The organism is Streptomyces sp. NPDC051104 (assembly GCF_040682835.1).
Classification (GTDB): domain Bacteria; phylum Actinomycetota; class Actinomycetes; order Streptomycetales; family Streptomycetaceae; genus Streptomyces; species Streptomyces cynarae.
In genome coordinates, this window is record NZ_JBFBBS010000022.1 from 55,855 (window position 1) to 70,922 (window position 15,068).

Genomic DNA, 15,068 nt, shown 5'->3' on the forward strand with positions numbered 1-15,068 from the left:
GTGTCGGCTCGTCGTGGACGCGAAGGGTCAGCGTTCCTCTTCGGACGCGTTCACGGGAACGGAGGTGAGCCGTTCCGTCTCGTCCTGTATCTCAGCGGCGATCTTCTTGAGTTCCGGCTCGAACTTGCGGCCGTGGTGGGCGCAGAAGAGCAGTTCTCCGCCGCTCAGGAGGACGACGCGCAGATACGCCTGGGCGCCGCAACGGTCGCAGCGGTCAGCGGCCGTCAGCGGGCTCGCGTGGGTCAGAACAGTAGTCACGTCGCCTCTTCTCTAGCTCGACGAGCTGTCGTACCAGGGTCAACATCCAACCAGGCCGAAAACGTTCCCGCTCGCGGCTTCCCCTCGAAAAAATCTTTCCGAGCCGGCTGTCTGCTGCCGGTTGGCGGCGAATGTGCCGTATTACGTCTCTTGTGTCGTACGGGTTCGCGCTGTGTGTCGGTTGTCCGTCCTCCCGGCGGGTTGCCGGTTGTGGATGAGGACGTGCCCCGAGGCTAAATGGTTCATGCCTCGAAGGGAACGTGATATGTACTTCACCCCGACGAGGGACCGAACGTCCGTACGACTCTGGATTACTCTGAGGTGCCGACGAGGGTTGCGTTACAACGGCTCTACCAGGCCTCGGTACCCTCGGAGCGGCGACCGAAGCCGACCCTCCCCCCAGGGGGTCCCATCTGAAATTCAGCGAGGAGCGAACCGCGTGACCGCCGAGACGTCCGTGCCGTCCACAGCGCTGCTGACCGGAGCAGACCGGGACGGTTCCAACTACACCGCGCGGCACCTGCTCGTCCTCGAAGGCCTCGAGGCCGTACGCAAGCGCCCCGGCATGTACATCGGCTCCACCGACAGCCGGGGCCTGATGCACTGCCTCTGGGAGATCATCGACAACTCCGTCGACGAGGCCCTGGGCGGCTACTGCGACCACATCGAGGTGATCCTGCACGACGACGCCTCGGTGGAGGTGCGGGACAACGGCCGGGGCATCCCGGTCGACGTCGAGCCCAAGACCCGCCTGTCCGGCGTCGAGGTCGTGATGACCAAGCTGCACGCGGGCGGCAAGTTCGGCGGCGGCTCCTACGCGGCGTCCGGCGGTCTGCACGGCGTCGGGGCGTCCGTGGTGAACGCCCTCTCCGCGCGTCTGGACGTCGAGGTCGACCGTGGCGGCCACACCCACCTCATCAGCTTCCGGCGCGGTGTGCCGGGCGTCTTCGCCGCCGACGGCCCGGACGCGAAGTTCGAGGCCAAGGGCGGCCTGCACAAGACCAAGAAGATCCCCAAGACCCGCACCGGCACGCGGGTGCGCTACTGGGCCGACCGCCAGATCTTCCTCAAGGACGCCAAGCTCTCCCTGGAGACGCTGCACCAGCGCGCCCGCCAGACCGCGTTCCTGGTCCCCGGGCTCACCATCGTCGTCCGTGACGAGTACGGGCTCGGCGAGGGAGGCAGCAAGGGCGAGGAGTCCTTCCGCTTCGACGGCGGCATCAGCGAGTTCTGCGAGTACCTGGCGAGCGACAAGCCGGTGTGCGACATCCTCCGCCTCTCCGGACAGGGCACCTTCAAGGAGACGGTCCCCGTCCTCGACGACCACGGCCAGATGACGCCCACCGAGGTCACCCGGGAGCTCGGCGTCGACGTCGCGCTGCGCTGGGGCACCGGTTACGACACGACGCTCAGGTCGTTCGTGAACATCATCGCCACCCCCAAGGGCGGCACCCACGTCGCCGGCTTCGAGCAGGCCGTCACCCGGACAATGAACGAGGTCCTGCGCGCCAAGAAGATGCTGCGCGTCGCCGAGGACGACATCGTCAAGGACGACGCGCTCGAGGGGCTCACCGCGGTCGTCACGGTGCGCCTGGCCGAGCCGCAGTTCGAGGGGCAGACCAAGGAGGTCCTCGGCACGTCCGCGGCGCGCCGCATCGTGGCGAACGTGGTCTCCAGGGAGCTGAAGGCGTTCCTGACGTCCACGAAGCGTGATGCCGCCCAGCAGGCCAGGGTCGTCCTGGAGAAGGCCGTCGCCGCCGCCCGCACGCGTATCGCGGCGCGCCAGCACAAGGACGCCCAGCGCCGCAAGACGGCCCTGGAGTCCTCCTCGCTGCCCGCCAAGCTCGCCGACTGCCGCAGTGACGACGTCGACCGCAGCGAGCTGTTCATCGTCGAGGGCGACTCCGCGCTCGGCACGGCGAAGCTCGCGCGGAACTCCGAGTTCCAGGCGCTCCTGCCGATCCGTGGCAAGATCCTGAACGTCCAGAAGTCGTCCGTCACGGACATGCTGAAGAACGCCGAGTGCGGCGCGATCATCCAGGTCATAGGAGCGGGGTCCGGCCGGACCTTCGACCTCGACGCGGCCCGCTACGGCAAGATCATCATGATGACCGACGCCGACGTGGACGGCTCCCACATCCGCACCCTGTTGCTGACGCTGTTCCACCGCTACATGCGGCCCATGGTCGAGGCGGGCCGGGTGTTCGCCGCGGTGCCGCCGCTGCACCGCATCGAGCTGATCCAGCCGAAGAAGGGCCAGGACAAGTACGTCTACACGTACTCGGACCGCGAGCTGCGCGACAAGCTCCTGGAGTTCCAGAGCAAGGGCATCCGGTACAAGGACTCCATCCAGCGCTACAAGGGCCTCGGCGAGATGGACGCCGACCAGCTGGCCGAGACGACGATGGACCCGCGCCACCGCACCCTGCGCCGGATCAACCTCTCCGACCTCGAAGCCGCCGAACAGGTCTTCGACCTCCTGATGGGCAACGACGTGGCACCCCGCAAGGAGTTCATCTCCAGCTCCGCGGCGACACTGGACAGGTCCCGCATCGACGCGTAGCCGCTGCGCCGGCTGGGGCCGGGGGCGGGAGGGCCGGGGGTCGGGGGGACGCGCCTCGGCGTGCCTCCCCGACCCCCGGCCGCATCCGCTTGCTGACCCGTGCCTGCCACGGGCTCTCCACGCCTGGGTGGAGCCGAGGCAGGCCCGAGGATCCACCCACGATCCACCCGGGCTGCGATCCACCGCCCCGCCGGCTTCCGCAGCGTCGAAGGCGTCGACGGCACCCGCCGCCGCAACGCCCTTCCTCGCCCACGGAGGCCACGACGTCCCGGTCCACCGACGCCCCGCTGATCACCGCCGCAGTCGTCCTGATCCTCGCGCGTCAGTTCCGGCGTGCCGGATCCCGGCCGACCGGCGCTGGTGGGTCATGCCTGCCGTCCACGGCCACCGTGAAGACCCGCATCAACGATCTCTTCGCCAAGACAGGGCTCAACGACCGTGCGCGGGTGGCGCGTTACGCGTATGCGACGGGGCTGGTCCGCCCTCCATTGCGGTGAGTCACCTGATGGGGTGAAGCGCGGGGAGAAGAAGGTCTGGGATCTTCCCGCTCTGTCCATGCTTGGGCATGAGGTCAAACCATGATCGTTCCCGCGGAGGCGGGGACGGTCCCGAGAGTTCGGTCGAGAAGTACCACGGCTGTGATCCGGCCTCGGCGGGCGCGGGAGCGGCCGGGCGGGCGGAGTACGACGACCCCTGGTACGACGCGCTCGCGTCCGGCTGGGGCGAGCTGGACGGGACGGGCGCCCCCGCCCCGGTCGTGCCCTCCGCGCGCCGGGAGGACGAAGGCGTCGACCCCGTCGCCGACGCCTATCTGCAGGTGCAGCGTAGCGCGGCGTTCCGGGAGGTACGCAGCCGGTACCGGAGGTTCGTGGTTCCGGGTCTCGCGGTCTTCTTCACCTGCTACGTGGGCTATGTGGTGACCGCACAGGCGGCACCGGGGCTGATGGCGCGGCCGGTGGCGGGAGCCGTGAACGTGGCGATGCTGGCGGGGCTCGGGCAGTTCCTGACGACGTTCCTGTTCACGTGGGCGTACGCACGGCACGCACGGTTGCGCAGGGACCGCGCCGCGCTCGATCTGCGCTGGGACACCCAGGAGTTGACACGGCCGCTCGGGGGTGGCGAGCGGTGAGCGGTCACCATCAGACGCCGGCGCTGCTGCTGTTCGGTGTGTTCGTCGCGATCACCCTGGCGATCACCACCTGGGTGAGCCGTGACCGGCACGGGTCGGCGGAGGAGTTCTACGCGGGCGGGCGGCTGTTCTCTCCGATGGAGAATGGTTTTGCCATCGCGGGCGACTACATGTCGGCGGCCTCCTTCCTTGGCGTGACGGGGCTCATCGCACTCTTCGGCTACGACGGGATTCTGTACGTGGTGGGCTTCCTCGTCGCCTGGCTGGTGGTGCTCTTCTTTGTCGCCGAACTGGTGCGCAACTGCGGGCGGTTCACGCTCGCCGACGTCGTCGCGGCACGGATGAGCGAGCGGAGGGTGCGGATCGCGGTGGGGACCTCCTCCGTGACGGTGTCCGTGCTGTATCTGGTGGCGCAGATGGTGGGCGCGGGCAGCCTCGTCGCGCTGCTCTTAGGGGGGACGAGCACGGCGGCACGCGCCTGGACGGTGGTCGTCGTCGGGGCGCTCATGGTGACCTACGTGGCGCTGGGCGGGATGCGGGCCACCACCTGGATCCAGATCGTCAAGGCGGTCCTGCTGCTCGGCGGTACGGTGGCGCTGACCGCCGCGCTGCTGATGCGGTTCCACGGGGACGTCGACGCGTTGCTGCGCACGGCGGCGGAGCGCAGCGGGCACGGGGACGCGTTCCTCGCCCCGGGGCTGAAGTACGGCGGAGACTGGACCGCCCGGGTCGACTTCGTCAGCCTGGGCCTGGCGCTGGTGCTGGGCACGGCCGGGCTGCCGCACATCCTCTCCCGCTTCTACACCGTGCCGACCGCGCGTGCCGCCCGCCGTTCGGTCGTCTGGTCGGTCGGGCTCATCGGCGGTTTCTACCTGATGACGATCGTGCTGGGTTTCGGCGCGGCCGCGGTCGTCGGGCCCGACGCCGTGCGCGCGTCGAACGAGGCCGGGAACACGGCGGTGCCGCTGCTGGCGCAGCGACTGGGCGGCGGTGCGGACACCACCGGGGGGACGGTGCTGTTCGCCATGGTCGCCGCGATCGCCTTCGCCACGATCCTCGCGGTCGTCGCCGGGATCACCCTTGCCGCCTCGGCCTCCGTCGCCCACGACCTGTACGCCTCACTGCGGCGCCGTGGCGGCAGGGGGCACAGCGAGGTGGCGGTCGCGCGGGCCGCCGCCGTCGGTATCGGCGTGGTCGCGATCGCCCTCGGCCTGCTGGTCCGCGACCTCAACGTGGCGTTCCTGGTGGGGCTCGCCTTCGCGGTCTCGGCGTCGGCGAATCTGCCGGTGCTGATGTACGTGCTCTTCTGGCGCGACTTCACCACACGCGGGGCCGTCTGGGCGGTCTACGGCGGCCTCGTGCCCGCACTGGGGCTCGTGCTGCTGTCCCCGGTCGTCTCGGGAAGCCCCGGATCGCTGTTCCCGGCCGTCGACTTCCAGTACTTCCCGCTGCAGAACCCGGGCCTCGTCTCCGTCCCGCTCGGCTTCCTCGCGGGCTGGCTCGGCACGGTCACCTCACCTGAGGCGCCGGACGAGGCCAAGTACGCGGAGACCGAGGTGCGGTCACTGACGGGCGCCGGAGCGGTGTGACCGATGAGTGCCCCCGCCGACGTATCCGCGAGCCGGGGCGCCCATCGTGCAAGGACCCCGAAGAGCCCCGAACAAAATGGGAGTCCGATCAGCTCGCGGCGTCTGGCGCGTGCGATCGCAAGGCGCCGGAAGGTCCTCGTAGCGGAGCTACTAGGGCGTTTCGGCAACGCGGCTGGGGGTCCCCCTGCTCGAAGAGCTTGGGGGAGTGCGTGCCAGGCGTCGCGAGCCGGGCGCCCATTTTGTTCGGGGCTCTAAGGCGCCACCCATGCGTACCGGTGCTCGGGCCGCCCCGTGTCGCCGTACTTCAGGGACAGGCGCAGTCGGCCCGCCTGTTCCAGGTGCCGCAGATAACGCTGGGCAGTGGAGCGGCTCAGGCCCGTCCTGGCGGCCACCTCGTGCGCGGAGAGCGGCTGGCCGGCCCGGTGCAGCACCTCGCAGATGAGGTCCGTCGTCGGTTCGGAGTGGCCGCTGGGCAGCCTCGGCGACGAGACCGCGGGCGTGGTCCGCAGCGCGCCGAAAATCCGGTCGACCTGCTCCTGGCCGGCCACGCCCCGGCCGCCGACGCGGTCGACGGTGCGGCGCAGCGCGGCGTAGGAGTCGAGGCGGGTGCGCAGGGCCGCGAAGGTGAACGGTTTGACCAGGTAGTGCAGGGCTCCCAGACGCATGGCGGCCTGGACGGTCGTCACGTCGCCGGCGGCGGTGATCATGATGACGTCGGTGCCGTGGCCGCGTTCACGCATGCGGTGGACCAGTTCGAGCCCCGTCTGGTCGGGCAGGTAGTGGTCGAGCAGCACCAGGTCGATCGGGGCGCGTTCCACCGCGGCGAGCGCCTGCGCAGCGCTGTGCGCGCGGGCGGCGACCCGGTAACCGGGAACCTTTCCCACGTACTTGGCGTTGATCTCGGCGACACGGAAGTCGTCGTCCACGACCAGGACGTCAATCATCGGGCCTCTTTCTCCCAAGGCCATGCGGGCGTTACGCCCGTGTTTCGGCTCCGCAGTTGTAGCGCGAGCAAAATGAGCACAACAGACCCTTGCAAGCAGAAGTCGAGCTTGCGCCCAGAAGACTCCTGCCGTGGCCCGCGCCACACCTACCGTCCCGGGCCATGAGCGCAGACACCAGCCCCGCCATCGAGCTACGGGGCGCGAGCAAGACCTTCCGGACCCCGTCAGGCGGTCTGCACACGGCCGTCAGGGACCTGGACCTGACCGTCGGACGCGGCGAGTTCGTCGCTGTCGTCGGACCCACCGGATGCGGCAAGTCGACGACCCTGACCCTGGTCAGCGGTCTGGAGGAGCCCACCGAGGGCGAGGTCATGGTGGCCGGCGAGCCGGTCTCGGGAGTCGGCGACAAGGTCGGTTTCGTCTTCCAGCAGGACGCCACGTTCCCCTGGCGCACGGTCCTGTCCAACGTCATGGCGGGTCCGCGCTTCCGGGGCGTGCCCAAGGCGGAGGCCAGGCAGAAGGCCCGTGAGTGGCTGGCCCGGGTGGGGCTCGCGGCCTTCGAGGACCGCTACCCGCACCAGCTCTCCGGAGGCCAGCGCAAGCGTGTCGCCCTCGCAGCCACCTTCGTCAACGACCCCGAGATCCTGCTGATGGACGAGCCGTTCTCGGCGCTCGACGTGCAGACCCGGGCGCTGATGTCGGACGAGTTGCTGGAGCTGTGGGAGGGCACGGGCGCCTCCGTCGTCTTCGTCACCCACGACCTGGAGGAGTCGATCGCGTTGGCCGACAAGGTCGTCGTGATGACGGCCGGACCCGCCACCGTGAAGCAGGTCTTCGACATCGACCTGCCCCGGCCGCGCAAGGTCGAGTCGGTGCGCCTGGAGCCGCGGTTCATCGAGATCTACCGCGAGATCTGGGAGTCCCTGGGTGAAGAGGTCCGCATCACGCGCGAGAGGGGTGCCGCCCATGTCGCCTGAGGTCATCTCCGCGCCCACTCCCGTCGACACCCCCAAGCCGGACCGCGCTCATTCACGTGCGCGTGCCGCCCGCAGACGCAAGGCCGTCGTCCTGCTCGTCCGCGTGCTGCTCCTGGTCGCCGTGCTCGGCCTGTGGGAGGTGCTCTCCCGGAGCAAGGCCATCGACCCGTTCAACTTCTCGATGCCGTCGAAGATCTGGGACCAGATCTCCACCTGGGTGATGCACGGCACCGCGCAGGGAGCGCTCGGCGAACAGATCTGGGTCACGCTCCACGAGGCGCTGCTCGGCTGGATCATCGGCGTGATCGCCGGTGTCGTCTTCGGTATCGCGCTCGGGCGGATCGCCTTCCTCGCCGACGTCCTCGGTCCCTACATCAAGGTGCTCAACTCCATTCCCAGGATCGTCCTCGCCCCGATCTTCGTGATCTGGTTCGGGCTCGGACCGTCCTCCAAGGTCGCCTCCGCCGTCGTCCTGGTCTTCTTCCCGGTCTTCTTCAACGCCTTCCAGGGCGCCCGCGAGGTCGACCGCAACCTCGTCGCCAACGCCCGCATCCTGGGCGCCAGTGACCGCCGGGTGACACTCCAGGTCGTCATCCCGTCGGCCACCTCGTGGATCTTCACCAGCCTCCACGTCAGCTTCGGCTTCGCGCTCATCGGCGCCATCGTCGGCGAGTACATCGGCGCGACGAAGGGCATCGGCCTGCTCGTCGCCCAGTCCCAGGGCACCTTCAACGCGGCCGGTGTCTACGCCGCGATGGTCATCCTCGCGGTCGTCGCGCTGGTGGCCGAGGGGCTGCTCACCTTCGCCGAACGCCGCATCTTCCGCTGGAAGCCGTCGGACTCCGGGCACTGACCTGCCCCGAAGGCTCCGGTCAACGCCCCGTCCCGCCCGCAGTTTCCACCTGCACCGCCCTCTCACAAGGACGTGAACCGCCATGCGCAAGTCCGCCAGAATCGCCGCCCTCGCCGCGGCCGGCCTGCTCGCCGCCACCTCGCTCACCGCCTGCGCCAACGACGCGGCCACCACCGCCTCGTCGGACTCCGGCAGCAAGGGCGACGGCAAGGGCGAGAAGGTCAAGATCATGGTGGGTGGCCTGGACAAGGTCATCTACCTGCCCGCCATGCTCACCCAGCGGCTCGGCTACTTCGACGCCGAGGGCCTCGACGTGGAACTGCTGAGCGAGCCGGCCGGCGTGCAGGCCGAGACCGCCCTCGTCTCCGGCCAGGTCCAGGGGGCCGTCGGCTTCTACGACCACACGCTCGACCTGCAGACCAAGGGCAAGAACGTCGAGTCCGTGGTGCAGTTCTCGCACGCGCCCGGCGAGGTGGAGATCGTCTCCGACAAGCGCGCCAAGGACATCACCTCGCCCAAGGACTTCAAGGGCAGGAAGCTCGGCGTCACCGGCCTCGGCTCCTCGACCGACTTCCTCACCAAGTACCTCGCGGTCAAGAACGGTGTGCAGGTCAGCGAGTTCAGCCCGGTCGCCGTCGGCGCCGGTCCGACGTTCATCTCCGCCCTCCAGCAGGGCTCCATCGACGCCGGCATGACCACGGACCCGACCGTCGCCATGGTGCTGCAGAAGAACCTCGGCCAGGTGCTCGTCGACATGCGGACACCGCAGGGGTCGCAGGAGGCACTGGGCGGCCCGTACCCGTCGTCGAGCCTGTACATGCAGACGGACTGGGTCAACGGCCACAAGGACACCGTCCAGAAGCTCGCCAACGCGTTCGTCAAGACCCTGAAGTGGATGTCCACACACTCCGCGGACGAGATCGCGGCCAAGATGCCGGCCGACTACTCGCAGGGCAACAAGACGCTCTACGCGAGCGCCATCAAGAGCACGCTGCCGATGTTCACCAAGGACGGCGTGATGCCCGAGGACGGCCCGGAGACCGTCGAGAAGGTCCTCAAGGCGTTCAACCCCAACATCAAGAACGCCACGATCGACCTCGGCAAGACGTACACCACGGAGTTCGTGAAGAAGGCCACGGGCTGAGCCCGACGGCCGTGCCTCAGGCGCGGGTCGCCCACACGTAGCGGTGTTCGGGGCGGCCCGCGTCGCCGTATTTCAGGGTCAGTGTGGCCCGCCCCGTGCGCTCCAGGAGCTTGAGATAGCGCTGGGCGGTCTGGCGGCTCAGCCCGGTCCGCTCGGCGATCTCCTGGGCGGACAGCGGCCCCGGGGCGTCCACCAGGGCACGGCGTACCAGCTCCGCCGTCGTCGCAGAGTGCCCCTTGGGCAGCCCCGGCTCCGACCCCGCCGACAGAGCGCCGAAGATCCGGTCGACCTCCGCCTGCTCGGCCTCACCGCCGATGTCGAGGGTGCGCCGCAGCTCGGCGTACGCCTCCAGCTTTGCGCGCAGGCCCGCGAAGGCGAACGGCTTGACCAGGTACTGGAGCGCGCCGTGCCGCATCGCGGCCCGGACGGTCTGGATGTCACGGGCCGCCGTCACCATGATCACATCGGTCTGGTGGCCGCGCCGGCGCATCTCCTGCACGACCGCGAGCCCCGTGTCGTCGGGCAGGTAGTGGTCCATCAGGACCAGGTCGAGGTGGGGCAGCGTCTCCATCTGCCGCAGCGCGTCGGCCGCGTTGTGCGCCTGGCCGGCCACCCGGAAGCCGGCGACCTTCTCCACATACGCGGCGTTGACCCGGGCGACCCGGGGGTCGTCGTCCACGACCAGTACGTCGATCGGCCGGGTCATCGCGGCTCCTCCTCGGGGATCGGGGCGGGTGTGTCCGGGGCCGGCGCCCTGTCCGCCGGTGCCTGACGGGCGGGGACGAGGGCCCCGCGGTCTGCGGCGGCCGGCTCCGGTTCCTCGAGCGCCTCGGGGAGGACGACGACGAACTCCGCGCCTCCTCCGTCCGCCTCGGTCACCCGGGCGCTGCCCCCCTGGCGTTCGGCGAGACGGCGCACCAGGGACAGCCCGATGCCGCGCTTGCCGTGCGCCGGGGGCTGTTTGGTGGACCATCCGTCCGTGAAGATCAGCTCCCGCCGCTCGGCGGGTATTCCGGGACCTGTGTCACGCACCCTGAGGACCGCCGTGTGCCCCTCCGCACGCAGTTCGACCTCCACGCGCGCGTGCGGAGTGCCCGCGACGGCGTCGAGTGCGTTGTCGACCAGGTTCCCTACGATCGTGACCAGGCCTCTGGGGTCGATCAACCGGTCGGGCAGCAGTGTCCGGTCCGCGATCCACAGGGCCACCCCGCGCTCGGCGGCGACCGTCGCCTTGCCCACCAACAGGGCCGCGAGCAGCGGATCGTGGATCTTCTCGGTGACCTGTTCCGCCGTGGCCCTGTGGTCGCCCACCACCTCGCCGACGAACTCCACGGCGTCCTCGTACATCTCCAGTTCCAGCAGTCCCAGAAGCGTGTGCATGCGGTTGGCGTGTTCGTGGTCCTGCGCGCGCAGGGCGTCGATCAGACCGCGTGTGGAGTCCAGTTCGCGGCCCAGCTGCTCCAGCTCGGTGCGGTCGCGCAGGGTGGCGACGGCACCTCCGTCGTCGGTGGGCATGCGGTTGGCGACGAGGACCCGGTGCCCGCGCACGGTGAGCAGGTCGGTGCCCGTGACCCGTCCGGCCAGCACATCGGTCGTACGGCCCTCGCCGAGCGCGTCGTCGAGGGAGTGGCCGACGACCTCGTCGCCGATGCCCAGCAGGCGCTGCGCCTCGTCGTTGACCAGACGCACCCGCCCCTCGCGGTCCAGGGCGACGACGCCCTCCCTGATGCCGTGCAGCATCGCCTCGCGCTCGGCGAGCAGCGCGGAGATGTCCGAGAAGGCGAGGTCACGGGTCTGCCGCTGGACCCTGCGCGAGATCAGGTAGGCGGCCAGCGTGCCGATCGCCAGGGCCGCGCCCGCGTACGCGAACAGGCCCGGGATCGCGTGGATCAACCGGGCCCGGACGCTGTCGTACTCGATGCCCACGGAGACCGCCCCGACGATCCTGCCGTGCGCGTCCCGAAGCGGCACCTTGCCGCGGGCCGAGCGGCCCAGGGTGCCGCTGTCGATGGCCATGACGTCCTTGCCGGCCAGGGCCCCGCTCGGGTCGGTGGAGACGACCTTGCCGATCTGTGTGGTGTCCGGGTGCGACCAGCGCACCCATCGGGTGTTCATCACCACGACGTACTCGGCGTGGCTGGCCTTGCGGATGCGTTCGGCCTCCGCCTGCACGGGCCCGTCGGGCGACGGCCGCGTCGTTTGCAGATCCCGGGCGATCTGCGGCTGGGCCGCCGTGGTCTGCGCGATCGCGAGGGCCCGGCGCATCGCCTGGTCGTCCAGCAGACGGCTGAGCGGCGCCAGGAAAAGCCCGGTGGCGAGCACGGCCACGCCCGCGGCGATCGCCACCTGCATCAGCAGGACCTGCGAGAACATCCGCCGCGGCAGGCCGAGGCGCAGTCGTCGTGCAGGGGCAGAGGGGCTCATGGGTACGACGTTACGGGGACGGGCGTACCGTGCCGTAGGGGGTGTGGCGTGGATCTCCTGTGCGGTGCAGGTGCGGCCCGTCACGGGGAGCCGCCCTCGTTGCGCGCGGGGCCCGCCTCAGCAGTGCGCCGGGTGGGCGGCGACCGCGGTGCGCAGTTCCCGTACCGACACCACGTCCATCCGCGCCGGGGAACCCAGCACCGAGCCGCAGCTCTCCGGGCGTGGCGGCAGCGAGGCGCCCTGGGCCACGACGACGCGCCACAGGCGGCCGTCGGTGTGGGCGACGGTGACCTTCCAGCGGGGCGCCGCGCCGTCGGTGCGCAGCACGGTCAGCGCTCCCGCCGCGTACTCGTGGGCCGCCGTGCGCACCGCGAGCTCCGCGGCCTGCGCGGGCCGCTCCCAGGCGGAGCTGCCGCGGCATCCCTCGACCACGACCCGCCGCTCGCGCACGGCCTGGAGGACCTCCTTGACGTGGGCGGCCTGGGCCCGCCCGTACGCGTATCCGAACGGCAGGACGAGCACGGTGGGGGAGAAGCGGTGGCCGCCGAGGTGGGTGACCTCCCAGACGCCGTGGACGCCGGAGGCGGTCAGCTCGGCCGCGAGGGGACGGCCGAGGAGGGCGCAGCAGCGGTCGCGCCTGCCGTTGGTGCAGACGAAGGCGAGCGGGTCGCCGGTGTGCGGCCGTCCCTGGAGGACCGAGTCGAAGCTGTGCGGGTCGCCCGTGCCGAGGGCGGCGAAGTCCAGATCGAGCAGCCGCTGTGGCGCGGAGGTCGTGGCGGCGTGCAGCCAGACGTTTCCGGGCACGGTGTGCGCCACGTAGACCTGCCGTTCGGCGGGCGTGCCGCAGTCGGCGTGCCGCCCGGGGCGGCGGATGAGCGCGATCCGTACGCCGGTGCCCTCCGCGGCCGCTTCAAGGGCGCGGCCGAGCGCCCGGTCCAGGTGGCTGGAGGTGAGCGCCTTGGGACCCCAAGGGCCGGGCTGTTCCAGGAGCAGCCAGGTCCTCGCGGTCGCCGCGGTACCCGCGAGGGGCTCGTCGAGGTCCCGGGACGCGGTCGTGCACGTACTCACAGAGGTGAGCCTAACCTGACTTGGCGGGCAGTGAACGTCGGGCTCACTCGGGGAGCGGCTGTGGTGGGCGTGCTCCCGCATGGCGTCCGCTGGGACGCATGCGCAGCGGGCGTTCGTCGTACTCCTCCAGAGCGTGGGCGATCCAGCCCGCGGTGCGTGCGACGGTGAAGACGGTCTCGCCGGCCGTGGTGTCCACGCCGGAAGAGGCCGTGAACACGGCCAGGGCCAGGTCGACGTTGGCGTGCGGGGGCGTGTGGCGGGCCGCGGTGGACTCGATGTCCGGGGCCGCCGCCGGAGCGGGTGCGGCGGACGGCAGGTCCTCGAGGGTCGCACGTGTCCCCGCCGGTGCCCGGATCATGGGCGCGGCCCGGCGGGCAGTCGGTCGCCGGGACCGCTGGTTCGGTCACCCGTCTACCGGACGGAGGACTCGCGCTCGCGGATGCTGCGCGGCATCCCGGAGCGGTTCGGCGGGCCGCTCGTCGACTTCGCGATCGAGGCCGAGCGCCGCGTGGAGGCCACCCCGGCCGAACTGAAGCCCGGCCCAACCTCCACCCGAACGTGGAGTTCTACGCGTGCGTGGTCATGGAGTTCTGCGGCCTCCCGCGCGAGATGTTCACCCCGACCTTCGCGGCGGCCCGAGTGGTCGGCCGGAGCGCCAACATCCTGGAACAGGCGGAAGACAGGAAGATCATCCGCCCGGCGGCTCAGTACGTGGGCCCGGAACCGGCGGTGACGGTGCCGGCGGTGACGGTGCCGGCGGTGACGGTGCCGACGGTGACGGTGCCGACGGTGGCGTGGGGGCCGGAGAACCGTCGGGCCTCGACGCCGTTTCGCATCGAGGCCACGGGTGGAAGGGCGGATGAGCGCCCGTCACTCATGCATCGGGGATGTCCGCCTTCGCGTGGAGCAGCGTTTCGCGGCTGATGACGACGATCCGTTCATAGTCTGCCCGTGAGGCGTCGGGCGGCAGCTCCGCGTCAAGAGCATCCGTGGCCTCTGTGCCGATGACGGCGAAGTTGCCGTCGCTCAGCTCGAAGATGTCGGGGCAGCTCTGTCCCGAGACGCTGCCGCGCTCCCGGGGCGAGGCGCCGACTCGACGCACGATCTTCAAGTCCGTTCCTAGCCTGGTCGAGGGACGGGCCGAGGGGTGCGTGGGACGCTGCACGGGCTGATGGCCTCCTTCGTCCGGTATAGCTCATGAGGGGGCCCGGAAGAACTCATGAGTGGCCGCCGGTCCTCGTGGGAAAGGCAGCCCTGCACAGGGAATGCGAAGCTTGCGGGGATGTTTCACCGCATCAGACTCGGGGAAGACTACAGCCCGCGCCAGCCACGCGTCTTCCCATCCATACCGTGAGTTGACGTCCGTCACTCCTCCGGCAGTTCTCCCACCACCCACCACTGTTCCCCGTCCTCCTGCTCCCGCACCAGGGCGTCCATGTCGCGGACCAAGTCGTCCATCAACGCGCCCAGCCCGGCTTCCTCGGACGAGGCGGGCAGGCTCTCGCGATGGCGGCGCGTGGCCGCCCAGTACTCGCGGAAGATGTCGTTGCGGCAGATCATCCGAAGATGCCCGTACAGCTCGTTGAGACTCAGCGCCCCGATTCGGTGGTAGTACAGAGCGTTGATATAGAGGGCGTTGGCGAAGAGGTACTGACGCTGCTTGTCCGGTGGGACGTCCGTGTCGTACGTGTGCAGGACGGCTGCCAGCGCGGGGTCGTCCATGGCCTTGCACAGCAACTCGAAGTGGAGCCGGTGTTGCTCCACGAGCGCCGCGCGTTTGCGCTGGCGCGAGCCCCAGCCGGTCATGGCGCCGAAGGCGGCTGCCAACTTCGCCCAGAGGGAGCCAAGCCCCCGTATGCCGGAGCTCTGTGTGACCATGTCAACCCCCGAATCAGGCGACCGTCCGCCGGTCGTCGGGTGCGGGTCGACTGGTGGGGACCGGCGAGCGATGGGCGGCGCGCTTGCCGTCTCCCAGGGTGCCGAGCGGCTCTGATCGGGCGGGAGGCGGAGAGGAGGCGCACGGAGGGAAGCGAGGGTCGCACGCTCCAGCGCCATGCCCAACGTCTGCCCCGCAAGTGGTGCTAACAATCGTTCACTTCGCGGGCTATCCCCGCACTCG

The 15,068-nt window shown here is 70.3% G+C and carries 14 protein-coding genes and 3 pseudogenes; 8 read left to right on the plus strand and 9 right to left on the minus strand.

Going from position 1 to position 15,068, the window contains the following annotated elements; translation table 11 throughout:
* Positions 1-27: 27 nt before the first annotated feature.
* Positions 28-258 (minus strand): hypothetical protein, encoded by a 231-nt coding sequence (locus AB0N14_RS26040; RefSeq protein ID WP_366028124.1) that lies wholly within the window; start codon positions 256-258, stop codon positions 28-30.
* Between the two features lie 439 nt (positions 259-697).
* On the opposite strand from AB0N14_RS26040, the gene AB0N14_RS26045 reads away from it, so the two are divergent.
* From AB0N14_RS26045 to AB0N14_RS26060, 4 genes and pseudogenes are all read left to right on the plus strand, one after another.
* Positions 698-2,821 (plus strand): DNA topoisomerase IV subunit B, encoded by a 2,124-nt coding sequence (locus tag AB0N14_RS26045; protein ID WP_366028125.1) that lies wholly within the window; start codon positions 698-700, stop codon positions 2,819-2,821.
* A 377-nt stretch (positions 2,822-3,198) separates the two neighbouring features.
* Positions 3,199-3,318, plus strand: a pseudogene (locus AB0N14_RS26050) (DNA-binding response regulator); the annotation flags it as partial.
* A 68-nt stretch (positions 3,319-3,386) separates the two neighbouring features.
* A complete protein-coding gene (locus AB0N14_RS26055; RefSeq protein ID WP_366028126.1) occupies positions 3,387-3,950 on the plus strand; it encodes a DUF485 domain-containing protein in 564 nt (187 codons plus the stop codon).
* Positions 3,947-5,539 (plus strand): cation acetate symporter, encoded by a 1,593-nt coding sequence (locus AB0N14_RS26060; RefSeq protein ID WP_366028127.1) that lies wholly within the window; start codon positions 3,947-3,949, stop codon positions 5,537-5,539. Before AB0N14_RS26055 ends, AB0N14_RS26060 begins: the two co-directional genes overlap by 4 nt.
* 251 nt (positions 5,540-5,790) lie before the next feature.
* Here AB0N14_RS26060 and AB0N14_RS26065 read toward each other — a convergent pair whose 3' ends face one another.
* Complete coding sequence (locus tag AB0N14_RS26065) at positions 5,791-6,483, minus strand: response regulator (protein ID WP_366028128.1); 693 nt, start codon at positions 6,481-6,483, stop codon at positions 5,791-5,793.
* A 161-nt stretch (positions 6,484-6,644) separates the two neighbouring features.
* Between AB0N14_RS26065 and AB0N14_RS26070 the strand changes: the two genes are divergently transcribed.
* The 3 genes from AB0N14_RS26070 to AB0N14_RS26080 all read left to right on the plus strand — a co-directional run bounded on the left by AB0N14_RS26070 (position 6,645) and on the right by AB0N14_RS26080 (position 9,457).
* Positions 6,645-7,460: an ABC transporter ATP-binding protein gene (locus tag AB0N14_RS26070; RefSeq protein WP_366028130.1), complete on the plus strand. Its 816-nt coding sequence runs from the start codon at positions 6,645-6,647 to the stop codon at positions 7,458-7,460.
* Positions 7,450-8,313, plus strand: a complete 864-nt coding sequence (locus AB0N14_RS26075) for an ABC transporter permease (protein WP_366028131.1) — start codon at positions 7,450-7,452, stop codon at positions 8,311-8,313. The genes AB0N14_RS26070 and AB0N14_RS26075 overlap by 11 nt, the downstream gene beginning before the upstream one ends.
* Positions 8,314-8,395: 82 nt before the next feature.
* On the plus strand, positions 8,396-9,457 hold the full coding sequence (locus tag AB0N14_RS26080) for an ABC transporter substrate-binding protein (RefSeq protein ID WP_366028132.1): 1,062 nt from the start codon (positions 8,396-8,398) through the stop codon (positions 9,455-9,457).
* Between the two features lie 16 nt (positions 9,458-9,473).
* On the opposite strand, the gene AB0N14_RS26085 is transcribed toward AB0N14_RS26080, so the two are convergent.
* The 4 genes and pseudogenes from AB0N14_RS26085 to AB0N14_RS26100 all read right to left on the minus strand — a co-directional run.
* A complete protein-coding gene (locus AB0N14_RS26085) occupies positions 9,474-10,163 on the minus strand; it encodes a response regulator (RefSeq protein WP_366028133.1) in 690 nt (229 codons plus the stop codon).
* Positions 10,160-11,881 carry a sensor histidine kinase gene (locus AB0N14_RS26090; RefSeq protein WP_366028135.1) on the minus strand — a complete coding sequence of 574 codons (1,722 nt, stop codon included), beginning with the start codon at positions 11,879-11,881 and terminating at the stop codon, positions 10,160-10,162. Before AB0N14_RS26090 ends, AB0N14_RS26085 begins: the two co-directional genes overlap by 4 nt.
* 117 nt (positions 11,882-11,998) lie before the next feature.
* Positions 11,999-12,949, minus strand: a complete 951-nt coding sequence (locus AB0N14_RS26095) for a sucrase/ferredoxin-like family protein (protein ID WP_366028136.1) — start codon at positions 12,947-12,949, stop codon at positions 11,999-12,001.
* Positions 12,950-12,992: 43 nt separating this feature from the next.
* Positions 12,993-13,280 (minus strand): annotated as a pseudogene (locus tag AB0N14_RS26100) (citrate/2-methylcitrate synthase); the annotation flags it as partial.
* Positions 13,281-13,347: 67 nt separating this feature from the next.
* Between AB0N14_RS26100 and AB0N14_RS26105 the strand changes: the two are divergent.
* Positions 13,348-13,696, plus strand: a pseudogene (locus tag AB0N14_RS26105) (citrate/2-methylcitrate synthase); the annotation flags it as partial.
* On the opposite strand, the gene AB0N14_RS26110 reads toward AB0N14_RS26105, so the two are convergent.
* The 3 genes from AB0N14_RS26110 to AB0N14_RS26120 form a co-directional block, all read right to left on the minus strand.
* Entirely contained in the window at positions 13,654-13,794 is a 141-nt protein-coding gene (locus AB0N14_RS26110) for a hypothetical protein (protein WP_366028177.1), read from the minus strand. The pseudogene AB0N14_RS26105 and the gene AB0N14_RS26110 sit on opposite strands and share 43 nt — an antisense overlap.
* A gap of 29 nt (positions 13,795-13,823) precedes the next feature.
* The gene (locus AB0N14_RS26115) at positions 13,824-14,060 is read right to left on the minus strand and encodes a hypothetical protein (RefSeq protein WP_200418499.1); all 237 of its coding nucleotides are present in this window, start codon (positions 14,058-14,060) and stop codon (positions 13,824-13,826) included.
* 254 nt (positions 14,061-14,314) lie between these two features.
* Entirely contained in the window at positions 14,315-14,827 is a 513-nt protein-coding gene (locus AB0N14_RS26120) for a DUF6082 family protein (RefSeq protein WP_366028137.1), read from the minus strand.
* Positions 14,828-15,068 lie beyond the last annotated feature (241 nt).

Excerpts from the sequence above, each read along its gene's own strand:
- AB0N14_RS26055 (WP_366028126.1), top strand. The coding sequence starts at position 3,387 with ATGAGGTCAAACCATGATCGTTCCCGCGGAGGCGGGGACGGTCCCGAG.
- AB0N14_RS26065 (WP_366028128.1), bottom strand. The coding sequence starts at position 6,483 with ATGATTGACGTCCTGGTCGTGGACGACGACTTCCGTGTCGCCGAGATC.
- AB0N14_RS26070 (WP_366028130.1), top strand. The coding sequence starts at position 6,645 with ATGAGCGCAGACACCAGCCCCGCCATCGAGCTACGGGGCGCGAGCAAG.
- AB0N14_RS26075 (WP_366028131.1), top strand. The coding sequence starts at position 7,450 with ATGTCGCCTGAGGTCATCTCCGCGCCCACTCCCGTCGACACCCCCAAG.
- AB0N14_RS26080 (WP_366028132.1), top strand. The coding sequence starts at position 8,396 with ATGCGCAAGTCCGCCAGAATCGCCGCCCTCGCCGCGGCCGGCCTGCTC.
- AB0N14_RS26085 (WP_366028133.1), bottom strand. The coding sequence starts at position 10,163 with ATGACCCGGCCGATCGACGTACTGGTCGTGGACGACGACCCCCGGGTC.
- AB0N14_RS26090 (WP_366028135.1), bottom strand. The coding sequence starts at position 11,881 with ATGAGCCCCTCTGCCCCTGCACGACGACTGCGCCTCGGCCTGCCGCGG.
- AB0N14_RS26120 (WP_366028137.1), bottom strand. The coding sequence starts at position 14,827 with ATGGTCACACAGAGCTCCGGCATACGGGGGCTTGGCTCCCTCTGGGCG.